The organism is Neobacillus rhizosphaerae (assembly GCF_050477885.1).
In the GTDB taxonomy this organism is placed as follows: Bacteria; Bacillota; Bacilli; order Bacillales; family Cytobacillaceae; genus Neobacillus; species Neobacillus rhizosphaerae_A.
In genome coordinates this window covers 23,968-40,328 of sequence record NZ_JBCNAC010000051.1, presented here as the reverse complement: position 1 = coordinate 40,328, position 16,361 = coordinate 23,968, and the positions used below count along the sequence as shown (strand labels likewise).

18 protein-coding genes are annotated in these 16,361 nt (G+C 43.3%); all 18 read left to right on the top strand.

What is annotated here, in order from left to right; all coding sequences use genetic code 11:
* The first annotated feature begins 52 nt into the window (after positions 1-52).
* The 18 genes from rpiB to ABES03_RS06605 all read left to right on the top strand — a co-directional run bounded on the left by rpiB (position 53) and on the right by ABES03_RS06605 (position 16,359).
* Positions 53-499 (top strand): ribose 5-phosphate isomerase B, encoded by a 447-nt coding sequence (gene rpiB, locus ABES03_RS06690; RefSeq protein ID WP_430116255.1) that lies wholly within the window; start codon positions 53-55, stop codon positions 497-499.
* 92 nt (positions 500-591) lie between these two features.
* Positions 592-1,158, top strand: a complete 567-nt coding sequence (locus ABES03_RS06685) for a TIGR01440 family protein (RefSeq protein WP_430116253.1) — start codon at positions 592-594, stop codon at positions 1,156-1,158.
* A gap of 167 nt (positions 1,159-1,325) precedes the next feature.
* A complete protein-coding gene (glyA, locus tag ABES03_RS06680; RefSeq protein WP_430116251.1) occupies positions 1,326-2,567 on the top strand; it encodes a serine hydroxymethyltransferase in 1,242 nt (413 codons plus the stop codon).
* Between the two features lie 325 nt (positions 2,568-2,892).
* Complete coding sequence (gene upp / locus ABES03_RS06675; RefSeq protein ID WP_335526762.1) at positions 2,893-3,522, top strand: uracil phosphoribosyltransferase; 630 nt, start codon at positions 2,893-2,895, stop codon at positions 3,520-3,522.
* Positions 3,523-3,851: 329 nt separating this feature from the next.
* Positions 3,852-4,874: a nuclease-related domain-containing protein gene (locus ABES03_RS06670; protein ID WP_430116249.1), complete on the top strand. Its 1,023-nt coding sequence runs from the start codon at positions 3,852-3,854 to the stop codon at positions 4,872-4,874.
* 34 nt (positions 4,875-4,908) lie between these two features.
* Positions 4,909-7,131, top strand: coding sequence for a S8 family serine peptidase (locus tag ABES03_RS06665; RefSeq protein WP_430116247.1), 2,223 nt, complete (start codon positions 4,909-4,911; stop codon positions 7,129-7,131).
* 357 nt (positions 7,132-7,488) lie between these two features.
* Complete coding sequence (locus ABES03_RS06660; protein WP_413305251.1) at positions 7,489-7,713, top strand: AtpZ/AtpI family protein; 225 nt, start codon at positions 7,489-7,491, stop codon at positions 7,711-7,713.
* Between the two features lie 2 nt (positions 7,714-7,715).
* Positions 7,716-8,090, top strand: a complete 375-nt coding sequence (locus ABES03_RS06655; RefSeq protein WP_430116245.1) for an ATP synthase subunit I — start codon at positions 7,716-7,718, stop codon at positions 8,088-8,090.
* A gap of 22 nt (positions 8,091-8,112) precedes the next feature.
* Positions 8,113-8,826 (top strand): F0F1 ATP synthase subunit A, encoded by a 714-nt coding sequence (gene atpB / locus ABES03_RS06650; protein ID WP_308081821.1) that lies wholly within the window; start codon positions 8,113-8,115, stop codon positions 8,824-8,826.
* A 72-nt stretch (positions 8,827-8,898) separates the two neighbouring features.
* Positions 8,899-9,123 (top strand): F0F1 ATP synthase subunit C, encoded by a 225-nt coding sequence (gene atpE, locus ABES03_RS06645; RefSeq protein WP_308081822.1) that lies wholly within the window; start codon positions 8,899-8,901, stop codon positions 9,121-9,123.
* A gap of 115 nt (positions 9,124-9,238) precedes the next feature.
* Positions 9,239-9,769 (top strand): F0F1 ATP synthase subunit B, encoded by a 531-nt coding sequence (locus ABES03_RS06640; RefSeq protein ID WP_430116242.1) that lies wholly within the window; start codon positions 9,239-9,241, stop codon positions 9,767-9,769.
* Positions 9,766-10,302, top strand: a complete 537-nt coding sequence (locus tag ABES03_RS06635; RefSeq protein ID WP_430116240.1) for a F0F1 ATP synthase subunit delta — start codon at positions 9,766-9,768, stop codon at positions 10,300-10,302. Before ABES03_RS06640 ends, ABES03_RS06635 begins: the two co-directional genes overlap by 4 nt.
* A 24-nt stretch (positions 10,303-10,326) precedes the next feature.
* Positions 10,327-11,835: a F0F1 ATP synthase subunit alpha gene (gene atpA, locus ABES03_RS06630; protein ID WP_430116238.1), complete on the top strand. Its 1,509-nt coding sequence runs from the start codon at positions 10,327-10,329 to the stop codon at positions 11,833-11,835.
* 62 nt (positions 11,836-11,897) lie between these two features.
* Positions 11,898-12,755, top strand: coding sequence for an ATP synthase F1 subunit gamma (gene atpG / locus ABES03_RS06625; protein ID WP_430116237.1), 858 nt, complete (start codon positions 11,898-11,900; stop codon positions 12,753-12,755).
* Positions 12,756-12,886: 131 nt separating this feature from the next.
* The gene (atpD, locus tag ABES03_RS06620) at positions 12,887-14,308 is read left to right on the top strand and encodes a F0F1 ATP synthase subunit beta (RefSeq protein WP_430116235.1); all 1,422 of its coding nucleotides are present in this window, start codon (positions 12,887-12,889) and stop codon (positions 14,306-14,308) included.
* 21 nt (positions 14,309-14,329) lie between these two features.
* Complete coding sequence (locus tag ABES03_RS06615) at positions 14,330-14,737, top strand: F0F1 ATP synthase subunit epsilon (RefSeq protein WP_430116233.1); 408 nt, start codon at positions 14,330-14,332, stop codon at positions 14,735-14,737.
* A 744-nt stretch (positions 14,738-15,481) separates the two neighbouring features.
* Entirely contained in the window at positions 15,482-15,856 is a 375-nt protein-coding gene (locus tag ABES03_RS06610; RefSeq protein ID WP_308081840.1) for an NADH-quinone oxidoreductase subunit A, read from the top strand.
* On the top strand, positions 15,847-16,359 hold the full coding sequence (locus ABES03_RS06605; RefSeq protein WP_308081841.1) for a NuoB/complex I 20 kDa subunit family protein: 513 nt from the start codon (positions 15,847-15,849) through the stop codon (positions 16,357-16,359). The genes ABES03_RS06610 and ABES03_RS06605 overlap by 10 nt, the downstream gene beginning before the upstream one ends.
* Positions 16,360-16,361 lie beyond the last annotated feature (2 nt).

Sequence of the window (16,361 nt, the reverse complement as noted above, 5' to 3'; positions counted from 1 at the left end):
CTCGAAGTCGAATTTTATACATTCTTATTATGTAAAGTAGGGGGCTTTTAAGATGAAAGTAGCATTAGCATCAGATCATGGCGGAGTCAATATTCGCAAGGAAATCGCCAGTTTGCTTGAGGAATTAAAGATTGAGTACGTTGATTTTGGCTGTGATTGCGAAACATCTGTCGACTACCCGGATTATGCCCTGCCTGTGGCAGAAAAGGTAGCAAGTGGCGAGTTTGACCGTGGCATTTTGATTTGTGGAACTGGTATCGGTATGAGCATTGCTGCAAACAAGGTAAAGGGCATACGCTGTGCGCTTGTACATGATACCTTCAGTGCGAAAGCGACTCGAGCCCATAATGATACAAACATGCTTGCCATGGGTGAACGCGTCATCGGGCCGGGACTTGCACGCGATATTGCCGAGCTTTGGTTGACCGGCGAGTACGAAGGCGGCCGTCATGCGAACCGAGTTGGCAAGATTACGGAATACGAGAATAAGCAGGCGTAAATGATAGGCGCTTGTAATTTCTTTTCAAAGGCAGGTAGCTGTTAGGTAAAGGTTTGAAGACTTATACTTTCTAAAATGAAAGGTCGGGTCCAATGATTCAGGAATGGGAAAAACAATTGGAAGCAATAGTTACAGAATTCAAGGAACAGGCTTCGTTTAAGCCGGGGCAGTTGTTGGTGATCGGCTGCAGCACAAGCGAAGTGATGGGGGAGAGAATCGGTACCTCTGGAACCCTTGAAGTAGCCGGAATGATTTTTCGCCAATTAAAAAAATTGCAGTCTGAAACAGGCATTCAATTAGCGTTCCAATGCTGTGAACACCTGAACAGGGCGTTGGTTGTAGAACGGTCCGTCGCCGAACAGCGCGGATTCGATGAGGTTTCCGTGGTCCCAGTCCGCAAAGCGGGCGGGGCGATGGCCACCTATGCGTTCGAGCAGCTTAACGATGCAGTGGTAGTGGAATTTGTGAAGGCGGATGCGGGTATGGATATTGGCCATACGCTGATTGGTATGCATATGAAGCATGTGGCTGTGCCTGTGCGGGTAAAGCAGAAACATGTCGGCCATGCGTATGTAACGCTAGCGAAAACGAGGCCAAAGCTTATTGGCGGCGCTCGAGCAGTATACGAACGGACGAGTGCGAACACAAGCTGTTCATAAAGTCCGGACAACAGGCCCTACCTACAATCCGAATAGGGGATTTCAAAAAAATTTCGAGCAAGCGCTCAACTTTCCAGACTTTATTTTTTACATAGAGAAAAAACGTGTTAAAATAAATAAGGAATTTTCAAATTTTTATGCGAGCATACATAAGGGGGAGAAATATCATGAAGCATTTGTCTCAAGCCGACGAACAGGTTTTTCAAGCGATCCAACAAGAATTAGGTCGTCAGCGGTCTAAAATCGAATTAATTGCCTCAGAAAACTTTGTAAGTGAAGCAGTCATGGAAGCACAAGGTTCCGTTCTAACCAATAAGTACGCAGAAGGCTACCCGGGCCGTCGCTATTATGGTGGCTGTGAGTATGTCGATATTGTTGAAGATTTAGCCCGTGAACGTGCGAAAGAGATCTTCGGAGCGGAATATGTAAACGTGCAGCCTCATTCTGGTGCACAGGCCAATATGGCCGTTTACTTCACCGTTCTTGAGCAGGGCGATACAGTGCTTGGCATGAATTTATCCCACGGCGGTCACTTAACACACGGCAGCCCAGTCAATTTCAGCGGTATTCAATATAACTTCGTGGAATATGGTGTTGATGAAGTGACGCACCGCATCAATTACGAAGATGTTCGTGCGAAAGCACTTGAGCACAAGCCAAAGATGATTGTGGCGGGTGCGAGTGCCTACCCTCGTGAAATTGATTTTGCAAAGTTCCGTGAGATTGCCGACGAAGTGGGCGCCTACCTCATGGTGGATATGGCGCATATTGCTGGTCTTGTTGCTGCAGGCTTGCATCCTAACCCAGTTCCTTATGCAGACTTCGTGACAACGACAACTCACAAAACCTTACGCGGTCCACGCGGCGGTATGATTCTTTGCAAAGAGGAATTTGGTAAGAAAATTGATAAATCCATTTTCCCTGGTATTCAGGGCGGTCCGCTTATGCATGTGATTGCTGCAAAGGCTGTTGCTTTTGGTGAAGCACTGCAAGACAGCTTTAAAGAATACGCTGGCAACATCATTGCCAATGCCAAGCGCTTAGCTGATAGCTTACAAAAAGAAGGCTTGAAGCTCGTTTCGGGCGGTACGGACAACCACTTGCTATTGGTGGATGTACAGTCGCTTAACTTAACTGGTAAGGTAGCTGAAAAAGTACTTGATGAAATCGGTATTACCGTTAATAAAAACACGATTCCATTTGATCCGCAAAGCCCATTCGTAACGAGCGGTGTTCGCATCGGTACGGCAGCGGTAACGAGCCGAGGCTTTGGTCTAGAGGATATGGACGAAATTGCATCCATCATCGCCTTCACTTTGAAAAACCATGAAGATGAAGTGAAACTAGAAGAAGCACGCGGGCGCGTAGAAGCCTTAACAAGTAAATTTACACTTTATCCAGAATACTAAACATCACAGAATCGGCCTTCATGTTATTGGGGGCCGATTTTTTTGTACTAATTTTTAAAGGAAAATTGTTAAAGGAGCGGAAGGCACGTAGACTCCTGTGGGAGTATGGTTCAGGGGAGACCCCGCAGGCGCAAGCGCCGAGGAGGCTCGCCGAAACACCCACGGAAAGCGAAGTGCCTGGAGCGGAGTTCAACAAGCTGGTTATATGGTTTTTTCGAAAAATTCCTACTACTAAAAGTAAACGTTTTCCTATTTGCTCATTGTACTTTTTTTCTGTAAAATGAGACGGAGTATTTGATAAATTTTATAAAAAGGGGCGATTTTTTTGGCAAAGGTATATGTCTTCGACCATCCACTGATCCAACATAAGTTGACTTACATACGTGATAAAGACACAGGAACAAAGGAATTCCGCGAATTGGTTGATGAAGTGGCAACTTTAATGGCGTTTGAAATCACAAGGGACATGCCGCTTGAGGATATCAATATTGAGACACCAGTGTGCCAAACAAAATCGAAGGTTCTTTCTGGGAAGAAAATTGGTTTAGTGCCAATCCTGCGTGCCGGAATCGGAATGGTTGACGGAATCTTAAAGTTAATCCCAGCGGCAAAGGTAGGACACATCGGACTATACCGTGACCCAGAAACACTGAAGCCGGTTGAATATTATGCCAAGCTTCCAAGTGATGTGGAAGAACGTGACTTCATCGTGGTCGATCCAATGCTGGCAACAGGTGGTTCTGCTAATGAAGCGATTAACTCCTTGAAGAAGCGCGGCGCTAAAAATATCAAATTTATGTGTTTGATTGCTGCACCTGAAGGCGTGGAAGCGGTGAAAACGGAGCATCCGGACGTCGATATCTATATCGCAGCGTTAGACGAGAAATTAAATGACCATGGCTACATCGTACCAGGCCTTGGTGATGCGGGTGACCGTTTGTTTGGAACGAAATAAGGATATTTTGGAGAAAAGCCGACGTTGTTCGGCTTTTTTTATTTGTTTTTTGGGTTTATTTTTGGTAATTAATGTATAATGGCACGAAACACCTCGAAAATGGCACAAAACACTGCCAAAATGACACAAAACCATAGGTTTTTTGCACAAAACCTATCAAATTTGGCACTAAAACACCCGTAAAATGCACAAAACTCAAATAAGCACAATAACATTTTATATAGCGAACGGACAATCTATAAAAATTCACATATTGTCCTTAAATCCCAGGCAGGATATGACCTTTTTTAATAGAATTTACCAGTAAATCTAGTAAATGAGGTGAAGGAATGATTGTTTTACCATTAAAATTGCCTATTAATGCTTTACAGTGTATGGCTCTGCTCCGCAGACTACCAAAAAATCACCCAATGAGGCCTAAAATTGAAAAAGACCTGCGAGCGTGGTTGAAGGGATACTATGGTGAGAAGGAGTTTGGCTATTATTTATCATTTTTACCTGAGGACCAATACTATATCTTCCACGGACTTAGGCTAAAGGATAAAAATGCGTTCCAAATGGACGTACTAATCGTTTCACAGTCATTTGCCTTAATTGCAGAAGTGAAAAATATATCGAAAAAGCTAATTTTTAAAAAAGAATCTAATCATGTAATAAAGGAGTTTAATAATGAAGAGGAAGGAATTCAGAATCCGATTCTGCAGGTAAAAAGGCAAAGGATGCAATTCATCAATTGGCTGGAAAAGAGGCAGATTAAGGGACTGCCGATTGAAAGATTAGTCGTCATCAGTAAAACTTCCACGTTGGTAGAGACCACACTTGATAATCAACAAATTTATAAAGAATTGATTTATGCAGAGTCGATTATTGATAAGATGCAAGAACTAGAAAAGAAGTATGAAAAACCCCGCTTTAGCAAAAAGAAGCTCACACAATTAGTGGATCTCCTATTAGAAAACCATCAACCCCTTATTACAGACATCCTTCAAACATATAAGATTTCCAGAGACGAAATTAAAACGGGTGTTATTTGTCCTAAGGATCAAATTTCCACCATGACGTATTATTCAGGAAGCTGGCATTGTTCAAGTTGTTATTTTTCATCAAAAACTGCACACCTTCCTACTGTTGATGATTATTTTCTTTTGCTAGGACCAACGATTACTAGAAAGCAATTGGCTGAATTTCTACATATCGGGTCTACTTTTATTGCTGGGAACATGGTGCGAGCCCTTGGACTCCCATTTACGGGGTCAAAACGCGGCACGACATACTTCTTACCGCAAAAATATGAGTTTATCCAGCCTGAGGAGAAGGACATCAACTTACCCAATGCATACTTTCCACGCTAAATGAAAACGATAGGAAAAAAGGGGATTTTCACTGATGAAATTCATACTCGCCTTGCTCCTTGCCTTTCAAACCCCAAGTATTCTTATTCATCCTCCTATTCCAAAAACTACAAATGAACAAACCGTGGCGATTATCCTTTTGGACCGACCACAGTCGGAGCAGGAAATTACGCAACTCCTCCGTCCGTACAGGAACATCAAGTTAAGACGAATCTTTAAAGAAGCAATTGATGGGTTTTCTGTTCAGGGGCCTGCCGAAACCATCGCCAAACTCGCTAACCAGCAGCACATTATGAACGTCTCACAAGTCACACAGTACCAGGTGCAAACGGAGGAAAGTGTCAAAATAATTGGCGGAGAGGAGGTCCGCAGTTATTTTGACGCAAAAGACGAACGCCTTACCGGAAAAGGGGTGACGGTTGGGGTTATTGATACCGGTGTCGATTATACGCATCCCGACCTACAGCGTAACTATGCCGGCGGGCATGACCTCGTTGATAATGACCGCGACCCGATGGAAACGCTCGCCGTTGGGAAAGCGACCATTCATGGCACCCATGTTGCGGGAATCATTGCGGCTAATGGAAAAATTAAAGGCGTGGCTCCAGAGGCGAAAATTGTGGCGTACCGTGCACTTGGACCAGGAGGCGGTGGAACGACTGAACAGGTGTTGGCGGCCATTGATCAGGCGATTAAAGACAAAGTCGATATTATGAATTTGTCTCTCGGGAATGACATCAATGGGCCGGACCTCCCGATAAGTATGGCGCTCAACCGCGCGGTGGACAAAGGGATTGTGGCGGTGGCCGCTTCCGGTAATTCTGGACCGAATGTGTGGACGGTTGGTTCTCCGGGAACGGCGTCCAAAGCGATTTCTGTCGGAGCCTCCACACCCACGATGGAAATACCGTTCTTATTAATAGAAGGAAGCCGAAATAAATATCGGATTCAGCCGATGGAGGGCTCTGCAAAATGGGCGCTAGACCGGTCAGTCGATCTGGTGGATGGCGGTATCGGCAGGAAAAGTGAATTGAGGAATGTTCAAGGGAAAATCGTCCTGATGAAGCGGGGGACACTGACCTTTACTGAGAAAGCAGAAAATGCCCGCAAAGCGGGAGCTAGAGCGGTGTTAATCTACAATAATATGAGCGGAAGCTTTATTGGGAATCTGGAGTCTCCGCTGACCCTACCAGTGGGTTCACTTTCTAAGGGTGACGGAGTTATTTTACAAAAAGAAATAAGAAAACAGCGTGTGGCAGCGAGAATCTCGGTGGTAGAGGAGCGGGATCGGCTGGCAGATTTTAGCTCGAGGGGGCCGGTGACGGGAACGTGGGACATTAAGCCGGAGATTGTTGCCCCGGGGGTAGCCATTAATTCGACGATTCCAGGCGGCTATTTGTCTTTGCAGGGAACGAGTATGGCGGCACCGCATGTGGCCGGGGCCTGTGCATTAATCAAGCAGGCGCATCCGGAGTGGACGCCGGTGCAAATTAAAGCGGCCTTGATGAACACGGCAAAACCGCTTGTGAAAATGGAGCGCGAACAAATAAGGTCTGCTGCTGATGAGAGTCTAGGGTTTTACCGCACGTACGAACAGGGAGCAGGCCGCATTCAAGTAGATGAAGCGATCAAGGCGACCTCGCTTGTTTCGCCTAGCAGTATGAGGTTTGGGAAATTTAGTGACGACCACGATGTTCATCAGGCCACGCTGCATGTGGAAAATATGAGTTCCGAAACGCAGCGGTATTCCTTTTCGATTCCGCAGCAGGTGGAGGGGATGAACTGGAGGTTCCCGTTATCGTTCAAGCTTGGGCCGAAGGAGTCGCGGGAGGTGACGGTCGAGTTAACGGTCGACCCGAAAGTGTTTTTTCGAAAAGTTCATGACGGTTATATTCAAATGCAGGCCGGATCATCAACGATTCACATTCCGTATTTGTATGTGCTCGAGGAGCCGGGATATCCAAGGGTGATGGGCTTTGATTTTGGTGAAAGCGACCATCCTGGACAGTATCGGTATGAGGTGTATTTGCCTGGCGGAGCAGAGGAGTTTGGGATTGCCTTGTTTAAACCGGAGGATTACCGGTTTGTGGGCTTTTTGGATACGAAGACGAATGTGAAAAAGGGGTTAATCCGGAAAGTGATTCCGACAGAACAGCTGCCGGAAGAGGGGACGTACCTCGTGAAGGTGTTTGCTAAAAAGGCAGGGAAGGAGGATTTTATCGAGCGGATGATCGTCATTGAGAGGGAAAAAGAGTAAAATCTGTGGGTGAAAGGGCAAGCCAAAATCCGGACGGCTTGTCCAGCCTGTTCATCACGGAAAAATAGTTTTCAGTGACATTGTTCACAAAATAGACACAAAATGGTCAAAAAAAGTTTAAAAAATCCACTACAATAATAGAGTAAATTAAAATTTGATGAGAAAAAATTCTTGGGAAATTGTTTGTGGAATAATTCACTAAATTCATTGACTTTAAAAGGTGCCTATTGTATGCTAACAAAGGGTGTAAAATGATAGGGTTTTCATCGGATTAATAGACTATTTTCCACGGTGTTTCCCGCCTGTTTGCATACTATTTTCCGGTTCACATTCTCTTATAGTGAGGATGCGATAAGCATGCGACAAAACAACCGCAATCCATTACAAGCTATGGCTTTAATGTCCGCGATCGTCTCCCAGTTAGTCGGTTCCATTCTAATAGGTATTTTCTCAGGCAGATGGCTGGATCGGCATTGGGGTACCGAGCCAATTTTCTTAATAGTTGGACTGCTTTTAGGACTTGCAGCAGGCACCTATTCCATGCTTCTTTCAATCCGCCATTTCTATTCAGGAGATAAATAACTATGCCAGATTTTAGAGTCATGTACAACAGACAGCGGAAATGGATCTTTTACTTGTTGTCCATTTATGTTCTCGGCTGGGGATTCACATCATACCAAACAATCTTCTTAGGGTTGATTCTTGGGACATGCTTTGGTTTCTTAAACCTTTGGTTATTAGTGAGGAAAACAGAAAACTTTGATAAAAAGGTATCACGGGGCGAAAAAGTCCGCTCTCTCGGGTCGCTTTCCAGGATGGCAGTAGGTGGAATAGCGGCATTAATTGCATTGAGGTATCCAGAGTATTTCAATGTGATGGGGTTAGTAGTAGGATTGATGACATCCTATATTGTCATTATGATAGATTATTTTTATCATGCATTGCATGTACATAAATGAAGCGGAAACGAGGTGAGTTTACATGGAACACGGAACTCCGGATTTTAAGTTTATGGGGCTTTGGTTTAACGGGGCCAATATTCTAATGATAACCGTTGCAAGTGCGATTGTTTTCCTTATTGCAGTCCTTGCTACCCGCAAACTTGCGATGAAGCCAACCGGCGTACAGAATTTCTTCGAGTGGATTTTGGACTTCGTTAAAGGAATTATCAACAGTACAATGGATTGGAAGACAGGTGGTCGATTCCACATACTTGGGATCACACTATTGATGTATATCTTTGTATCTAATATGTTAGGTCTTCCGTTTGCAATCGTAGTTGGTGAAAACCTATGGTGGAAATCACCGACAGCTGACCCGACGATTACTTTAACGTTAGCGGTTATGGTTGTTGCGTTATCGCACTTCTATGGTGTAAAGCTAAAAGGTGTAAAAGGATATGCGGAAGGATTCTTCAGCCCAATGAAATTCCTTTTCCCATTAAAGATTATTGAGGAATTCGCGAATACGCTAACTCTTGGTTTGCGTCTATACGGTAACATTTTTGCCGGTGAATTACTTCTTTCACTTTTAGCAGCAGGACTAGCGCATCAAGGAATTGCTGGAACTATCGCAGCAGTACCGTTGACACTAGTATGGCAAGGTTTCTCTATTTTCGTAGGTTCAATTCAAGCCTACATTTTCACAATGTTAACAATGGTTTATATGGCTCATAAAGTGAGTCACGACCATTAATATAAACCGTTCATTACTCATGAACAAAATAATAAACTATATTTTTTTATACATTTAAGGAGGAAAAACGAAATGACAGGTTCAATTGGTATTTTAGCAGCAGCGATTGCAATTGGTTTATCAGCTATTGGCGCAGGTATTGGTAACGGTCTTATCGTAGGACGTACAGTAGAAGGTGTTGCTCGTCAACCTGAATTACGTGGTACATTACAAACTACAATGTTCATCGGGGTTGCGTTAGTTGAAGCATTACCGATCATCGGTGTAGTTATCGCGTTCATGGTTTTAAATAAGTAATTATCATTAAAACTCCAGATGGCGAAGATACATACATCCTTCGCCATTCATTTATGTCTAGTTAAATTGTTGTTACTTTCATCGTTTAGCGACTCTTGAAAGGAGTGAACCCAGGGTGTTAACAAGCAATTTTGTATTGGCTACTGCTGCTGAAGGCGGTTCCCATATTAATTTTGGAGATATCTTCTTCCAGTTATTAATGTTTATCATTTTGTTAGCGTTGCTTAAAAAGTTCGCATGGGGTCCATTAATGGGCATCATGAAGGAACGTGAAGCACACATTGTTAATGAAATTAATGCGGCTGAAAATAGTCGTTTAGAAGCGAAGAAACTTTTAGAAGAGCAAAGAAGTCTTTTAAAAGAAGCACGTACTGAAGCACAGAACTTAATGGAAAACGCTAGAAAACAAGGCGATATCCAGCGTGAAGAGATCGTAGTTGCAGCACGTACGGAAGCAGAGCGTGTTAAAGAAGCTGCTAAGCTTGAAATTGAACAGCAAAAAGAAAAAGCAGTTGCAGCTATTCGCGAACAAGTTGCTTCCCTGTCTGTATTAATTGCTTCTAAAGTAATTGAGAAAGAATTAACTGCAGCAGATCAAGAACAACTTATTAACGAATATATCAAAGAGGCAGGAGAAGAGCGATGAGCAATTCTATGGTAGCAAAACGCTACGCGTCAGCTCTTTTTCAAATTGCAAAAGAACAGCAGATTCTAAGTACAGTAGAAGAAGAACTTCGTGTAGTGAAAGAAGTTTTACAATACAATGCTGATTTGAAAGCTGTCCTAAAATCATCAAAACTAACGATTGATAAGAAAAAAGAGGTTATAAAAGCAGCTTTTGTATCTATCAATGCCTATGTACTAAATACATTGTTAATTTTGATCGATCGTCACCGCGAAGATGAAATCGTTGAAGTGGTGGACCAGTTTATTGAGCTGTCAAATAATGAAATGGGTATTGCTGAAGCAGAAGTGTACAGCATTCGTCCGCTAACAGATGCTGAACGCGCGGCTATTTCTACTACATTTGCAGCAAAAGTAGGCAAGAAATCTTTGAGAATTGAAAATATCGTAGATTCCGAATTGCTTGGTGGCGTGAAGCTCCGCATCGGAAATCGTATATATGACGGAAGCTTGCGCGGCAAGTTAAACCGTTTAGAACGTAAATTGTTAAGCTAAGATTCGTAGATAGGGGTGAAACTCATGAGCATCAAAGCTGAAGAAATCAGTGCCCTGATTAAAAAGCAGATTGAAAACTATCAGGCAGAAATTCAAGTGAGTGATGTTGGTACAGTTATCTCCGTAGGTGACGGTATCGCTCGTGTTCATGGCCTCGACAATGTCATGGCTGGAGAACTTGTTGAATTTTCAAATGGCGTTATGGGTATGGCACAAAACCTAGAAGAAAATAACGTCGGTATTATTATCCTTGGACCTTTCACAGAGATCAAGGAAGGCGGCGAAGTTCGCCGTACAGGACGCATCATGGAGGTTCCAGTTGGTGAGCAGCTAATTGGACGTGTTGTTAACTCTTTAGGACAACCAATTGATGGTATGGGTCCAATCAATGCAACAAAAACTCGCCCTGTTGAAGCAGTAGCTTCAGGCGTTATGGCTCGTAAATCCGTTCATGAGCCATTACAAACAGGTATCAAAGCGATTGACGCGCTAGTTCCAATTGGTCGTGGTCAACGTGAGTTAATCATCGGTGACCGTCAAACAGGTAAAACATCTGTTGCGATCGATACAATCATAAACCAAAAGACTGAAAACATGATCTGTATCTATGTTGCAATCGGTCAAAAAGAATCAACAGTACGTAATGCGGTTGAAACGCTTCGTAAGAATGGTGCATTAGATTACACAATCGTTGTATCTGCATCTGCTTCACAACCAGCTCCAATGCTATTCTTAGCTCCATATGCTGGTGTTGCGATGGCTGAGGAGTTCATGTACTCTGGCAAACACGTATTAATCGTATATGATGATCTTTCTAAACAAGCGGCTGCATACCGTGAACTTTCCCTATTACTTCGTCGTCCTCCAGGTCGTGAAGCATATCCAGGGGATGTATTCTACTTGCACTCCCGTTTATTAGAGCGTGCTGCGAAATTGAACGACACATTAGGTGCAGGTTCAATCACAGCATTACCATTTATCGAAACACAAGCAGGTGACGTTTCTGCTTATATCCCAACAAACGTTATCTCCATCACTGATGGACAAATTTTCTTACAGTCTGACCTATTCTTCTCTGGCGTACGTCCAGCGATCAACGCAGGTCTTTCTGTATCCCGTGTAGGTGGTTCTGCACAAATCAAGGCGATGAAAAAGGTTGCAGGTACACTGCGTCTTGACCTTGCTTCATACCGTGAACTTGAAGCATTTGCTCAGTTCGGTTCTGACCTTGATAAAGCGACACAAGCGAAGCTTGCTCGTGGTGCACGTACCGTTGAGGTATTAAAACAAGATCTTAACAGGCCGCTTTCAGTTGAGAAGCAAGTGGCAATCCTATATGCATTAACACGCGGATTCCTTGATGATATCCCTGTTCAAGATATTCGTCGTTTTGAATCAGAAATGTTAAATTGGTTAGATCACAACCGCAAAGAAGTGTTAGACCATATTACGAAGACGAAGGATCTTCCTTCTGATGACGATTTCGCTTCTGCTATCAACGACTTTAAAAAGACGTTTGCAGTTTCTGAGTAATATTGGGGGCGCCTAAGGGCGCTCTTAGCTAAACATTCTTTGAATGAGGGTGGTGAGAACCAATGGCATCTTTACGCGACATTAAAAATCGTATAAATTCAACCAAAAAGACGAGTCAGATTACGAAAGCAATGGAAATGACGTCGGCAGCGAAATGGAACCGTGGAGTAATGAATGCGAAATCATTCGTCCCTTACATGGAAAAAATCCAGGAAGTAACGGCATCGATTGCAATCGGCAGCAAAGGAATTAACCATCCAATGCTTCAGGCCCGTGCTGTGAAGAAAACAGGTTATATCGTTATGACCTCTGACCGTGGACTTGCAGGTGCATTTAACAGTAACGTGATTCGACGCGTACACCAAGAAATCCAAAGCCGTCATAAATCCAATGATGAATTTGCGATTATTGCAGTAGGTCGAGTAGCGCGTGACTTTTTTGTTAAGCGCGGTATGAATGTAGCTCTTGAAATTGTAGGGGTTTCCGATCAGCCAAGCTTTTCAGATATTAAAGATATCGCTTCAAGTACGGTAGGAATGTTCTCTGACGGTACATTTGATGAAATATATTTGTATTACAGTCATTATTTAAGTGCCATTTCTCAGGAAGTAACGGAGAAGAAGCTTCTTCCGCTAACGGATATCACAACTTCTTCAAAGCTGGCTTCTTATGAGTTTGAACCGTCTGCAGAAGAAATCTTAGAAGTTCTCCTGCCACAATATGCAGAGGCTTTAATTTACGGTGCTCTTTTAGACAGTAAAGCAAGTGAGCATGCTGCCCGTATGACGGCAATGAGAAATGCAACTGATAATGCGAAAGAAATGATTCGTAACTATACGCTTAGCTACAACCGTGCACGTCAAGCTGCGATTACACAGGAAATTACAGAGATTGTTGGCGGTGCGTCGGCGTTAGAATAGAATTTTTAAAATTAGCCCATTCGGCGGGCAAAAAAAGAAAATGAACGGGAAGGCAGCATTTGTTCATGAGTGAGCAGATGCGGGTCTCCAACTACGTTCATTTTCAAAAGAGTAAGTTAGGAGGGAAAAAGATGAACATAGGACGCGTAGTTCAAATTATGGGTCCGGTCGTTGACGTTAAATTTGAAAACGGTCAGCTGCCTGAGATCTATAACGCATTAAGAATTAGTTACAAAGCGCGTAATGAATCAGAAGTTGATATCAACTTAACCCTTGAAGTAGCCCTTCATTTAGGTGATGATACTGTTCGTACGATTGCAATGGCTTCCACTGACGGTGTAACTCGTGGAGTTGAAGTAGTAGATACAGGTGCACCGATTTCGGTACCAGTTGGGGATGTAACACTTGGACGTGTATTTAACGTATTAGGTGAGCACATTGACCTTGCTGATGAAATCCCTGCAAGTGCACGTCGTGATTCAATTCACCGCGAAGCACCAACTTTCGAAAATCTTTCTACTGAGGTAGAAATTCTTGAAACTGGAATTAAGGTAGTAGACCTTCTTGCACCATATATTAAAGGTGGTAAAATCGGTCTATTCGGTGGTGCCGGTGTAGGTAAAACTGTATTAATCCAGGAATTAATCAATAACATCGCCCAAGAGCATAGTGGTATTTCCGTTTTCGCTGGTGTAGGTGAGCGTACTCGTGAGGGTAACGACCTTTACCACGAAATGACTGACTCAGGCGTTATTAAGCAAACAGCGATGGTATTCGGACAAATGAACGAGCCACCAGGTGCACGTATGCGTGTTGCCCTAACTGGCTTGACAATGGCTGAGTATTTCCGTGATGAGCAAGGACAAGACGTTCTTTTCTTCATGGATAACATCTTCCGTTTCACGCAAGCAGGTTCTGAGGTTTCTGCCCTACTTGGCCGTATGCCATCTGCGGTAGGTTACCAGCCAACTCTTGCTACTGAAATGGGTAAATTACAAGAGCGTATCACGTCTACTAACGTAGGTTCAGTTACATCTATTCAAGCGATTTACGTACCAGCCGATGACTATACGGATCCGGCTCCGGCTACAACTTTCGCTCACTTAGATGCAACGACTAACCTTGAGCGTAAGCTTTCTGAGATGGGTATCTACCCTGCGGTGGATCCACTTGCATCAACTTCTCGTGCATTGTCACCTGAAATCGTTGGTGAAGAGCATTACGAGGTATCACGTCGTGTGCAACAGACGCTACAACGTTACCGTGAATTACAAGATATTATCGCGATCCTTGGTATGGACGAACTTTCTGATGATGATAAGTTAGTCGTACTTCGTGCGCGTCGTCTACAGTTCTTCTTATCACAAAACTTCCACGTAGCTGAACAGTTTACTGGACAGCCAGGTTCATATGTTCCTGTTAAGGAAACGGTAAAAGGATTCAAAGATATCCTTGACGGTAAATATGATCACCTTCCTGAAGATGCATTCCGTCTTGTTGGACGCATCGAAGAAGTGGTTGAAGCTGCAAAACGCATGGGCGTAGAGGTCTAAATCCTGCCAGGAGGGTAAAAAATGAAGACGATTAAAGTCAATGTTGTTACTCCCGATGGCCCGGTGTATGAATCAGATGTGGAAATGGTTAGTACAAAGGCTCAAAGTGGTGAGCTAGGTATCTTACCTGGTCACATTCCGTTGGTTGCTCCTCTTGCAATTGGGGTTGTTCGCCTCAAGAAGGATGGAAAAACGGAACTGGTTGCGGTAAGTGGAGGATTTTTAGAGGTCCGTCCAGATCAAGTAACCATTTTGGCGCAAACGGCTGAAAAAGCATCCGATATTGATGTTGAACGTGCAATCAAAGCGAAGGAACGTGCAGAACAGCGTATGCACGATCAGCATGCTGAGCATATTGACTTCAGACGTGCTGAGCTTGCCCTGCAACGTGCCATCAATCGCCTCGCCGTATCGGAAGGTAAAAGATAATAATAGCTTATATATATATGGAAACCCCTTTGGTGGACTCTTTTTTGGGAGTCTGCTGGAGGGGTTTTTTAGTATGTTTTTTGGAGGGCGGACGATAAATGGGTGGGAAGTTAGTTTGCCAGCCTTACTACTGGCATTTTTAGTGGAATACGGCCAGCTTTGCGACCGGCATTTTTATTTGGAGGTATTCTTGGTTCGGAAAAACTGCATGATTTGTACATTTTTGCATATGATGGTAGGGCGAATACAAGATTGGATTTGTGATAAAAAGGTTCATTTTATGTTTTTACATAGTTTGGGTTTAGTATGAATGGGGCTTGTCGAAATTTCATATAGTTAGGGAGAAAAACGTAGATTTAGTGAAGATTTAATGACAAATCTCACATACAATTTTCATCATTTGTTGTTAAATTGGGGGTGTTCTCGGATTTTTAATAGTGTTGTTGCGAACCTATTGGAGGAAACAGCATGGCTCTAGCCTTGACTATGCACGTCATCTTCCGCTAGCGCTCCAGATCACGTGCGCTAACCCACTTGGGATTCTGACTTGTACTTGCAAAAATTTATTAGTTTAAGCCCCTTTTGAGAGCGTGCTCTCAAGTGTCTAAAACTGATAAATTTTCGCTGCGGGAGAATTCCAATTTAAGTATAATGGCTTGTCGACATGGGTTTGTAACAATGCTATAATGAATTCGGTTACAATATTCATTAGTATGAAAATTTACAACATTGGAGGGGATAGACATGGAACTTCTTAATGTATATCAGAATAATTATCTGATTGTTTTTGCGTTTCTGTGTCTTGGGGTGTTGCTGCCGGTGGTGGCATTATATTTAGGTAAGCTTTTGCGTCCTCATAAACCTAGCGATGCGAAGTTAACTACATATGAGAGCGGTGTTGAGCCATTTCACGATTCCCGTGTACAGTTCAATGTCCGCTATTATATTTTTGCCCTTATGTTTGTTGTTTTTGATGTGGAAACGGTGTTTTTATATCCATGGGCTGTGGCCTATGATAAGCTAGGTGTTTTTGCGTTGATCGAGATGTTAATTTTCGTGATTATGCTGTTAATTGGCCTAGTGTATGCTTGGAAGAAGAAGGTGCTACAATGGATTTAAAACTAGATGGCATTTCACCTAAGGAAATGGAAGATTTACAAAGAAGTGTATTTATGACTACGCTAGAGCAAATTAAGGCCTGGGCTCGAAGTAATTCGATCTACCCGGTAACATTTGGTCTGGCTTGTTGTGCGATTGAAATGATGGGTGTGGGCGGAGCGAATTATGACTTAGACCGTTCTGGTTCGTTTTTCCGTACGTCTCCAAGGCAATCGGATTGTATGATTGTGTCTGGGACAGTGACGAAGAAAATGGCGCCGATTTTACGCCGATTGTATGATCAAATGCCTGAGCCAAAGTGGGTTATTGCGATGGGTTCTTGTGCAACAGCTGGCGGGCCGTATGTAAAGTCGTATTCAGTTGTTAAAGGAGTCGATCAAATCGTTCCTGTTGATGTATACATACCTGGATGCCCACCAAACCCAGCTGCTTTAATTTATGGAATCAATAAATTAAAGGAAAAGATTCGCTATGAAGCGAAGACTGGGAAGAAGGTGATCTAACC

What these genes read in the sequence shown, in the direction of transcription:
- ABES03_RS06655 (WP_430116245.1), top strand. Translation starts at nt 7,716, where the DNA reads ATGCCAGATTTTAGAGTCATGTACAACAGACAGCGGAAATGGATCTTT.
- ABES03_RS06605 (WP_308081841.1), top strand. Translation starts at nt 15,847, where the DNA reads ATGGATTTAAAACTAGATGGCATTTCACCTAAGGAAATGGAAGATTTA.
- atpA (WP_430116238.1), top strand. Translation starts at nt 10,327, where the DNA reads ATGAGCATCAAAGCTGAAGAAATCAGTGCCCTGATTAAAAAGCAGATT.
- atpE (WP_308081822.1), top strand. Translation starts at nt 8,899, where the DNA reads ATGACAGGTTCAATTGGTATTTTAGCAGCAGCGATTGCAATTGGTTTA.
- ABES03_RS06665 (WP_430116247.1), top strand. Translation starts at nt 4,909, where the DNA reads ATGAAATTCATACTCGCCTTGCTCCTTGCCTTTCAAACCCCAAGTATT.
- ABES03_RS06670 (WP_430116249.1), top strand. Translation starts at nt 3,852, where the DNA reads ATGATTGTTTTACCATTAAAATTGCCTATTAATGCTTTACAGTGTATG.
- ABES03_RS06635 (WP_430116240.1), top strand. Translation starts at nt 9,766, where the DNA reads ATGAGCAATTCTATGGTAGCAAAACGCTACGCGTCAGCTCTTTTTCAA.
- ABES03_RS06610 (WP_308081840.1), top strand. Translation starts at nt 15,482, where the DNA reads ATGGAACTTCTTAATGTATATCAGAATAATTATCTGATTGTTTTTGCG.
- ABES03_RS06685 (WP_430116253.1), top strand. Translation starts at nt 592, where the DNA reads ATGATTCAGGAATGGGAAAAACAATTGGAAGCAATAGTTACAGAATTC.
- ABES03_RS06660 (WP_413305251.1), top strand. Translation starts at nt 7,489, where the DNA reads ATGCGACAAAACAACCGCAATCCATTACAAGCTATGGCTTTAATGTCC.
- rpiB (WP_430116255.1), top strand. Translation starts at nt 53, where the DNA reads ATGAAAGTAGCATTAGCATCAGATCATGGCGGAGTCAATATTCGCAAG.
- atpD (WP_430116235.1), top strand. Translation starts at nt 12,887, where the DNA reads ATGAACATAGGACGCGTAGTTCAAATTATGGGTCCGGTCGTTGACGTT.
- ABES03_RS06615 (WP_430116233.1), top strand. Translation starts at nt 14,330, where the DNA reads ATGAAGACGATTAAAGTCAATGTTGTTACTCCCGATGGCCCGGTGTAT.
- atpB (WP_308081821.1), top strand. Translation starts at nt 8,113, where the DNA reads ATGGAACACGGAACTCCGGATTTTAAGTTTATGGGGCTTTGGTTTAAC.
- atpG (WP_430116237.1), top strand. Translation starts at nt 11,898, where the DNA reads ATGGCATCTTTACGCGACATTAAAAATCGTATAAATTCAACCAAAAAG.
- glyA (WP_430116251.1), top strand. Translation starts at nt 1,326, where the DNA reads ATGAAGCATTTGTCTCAAGCCGACGAACAGGTTTTTCAAGCGATCCAA.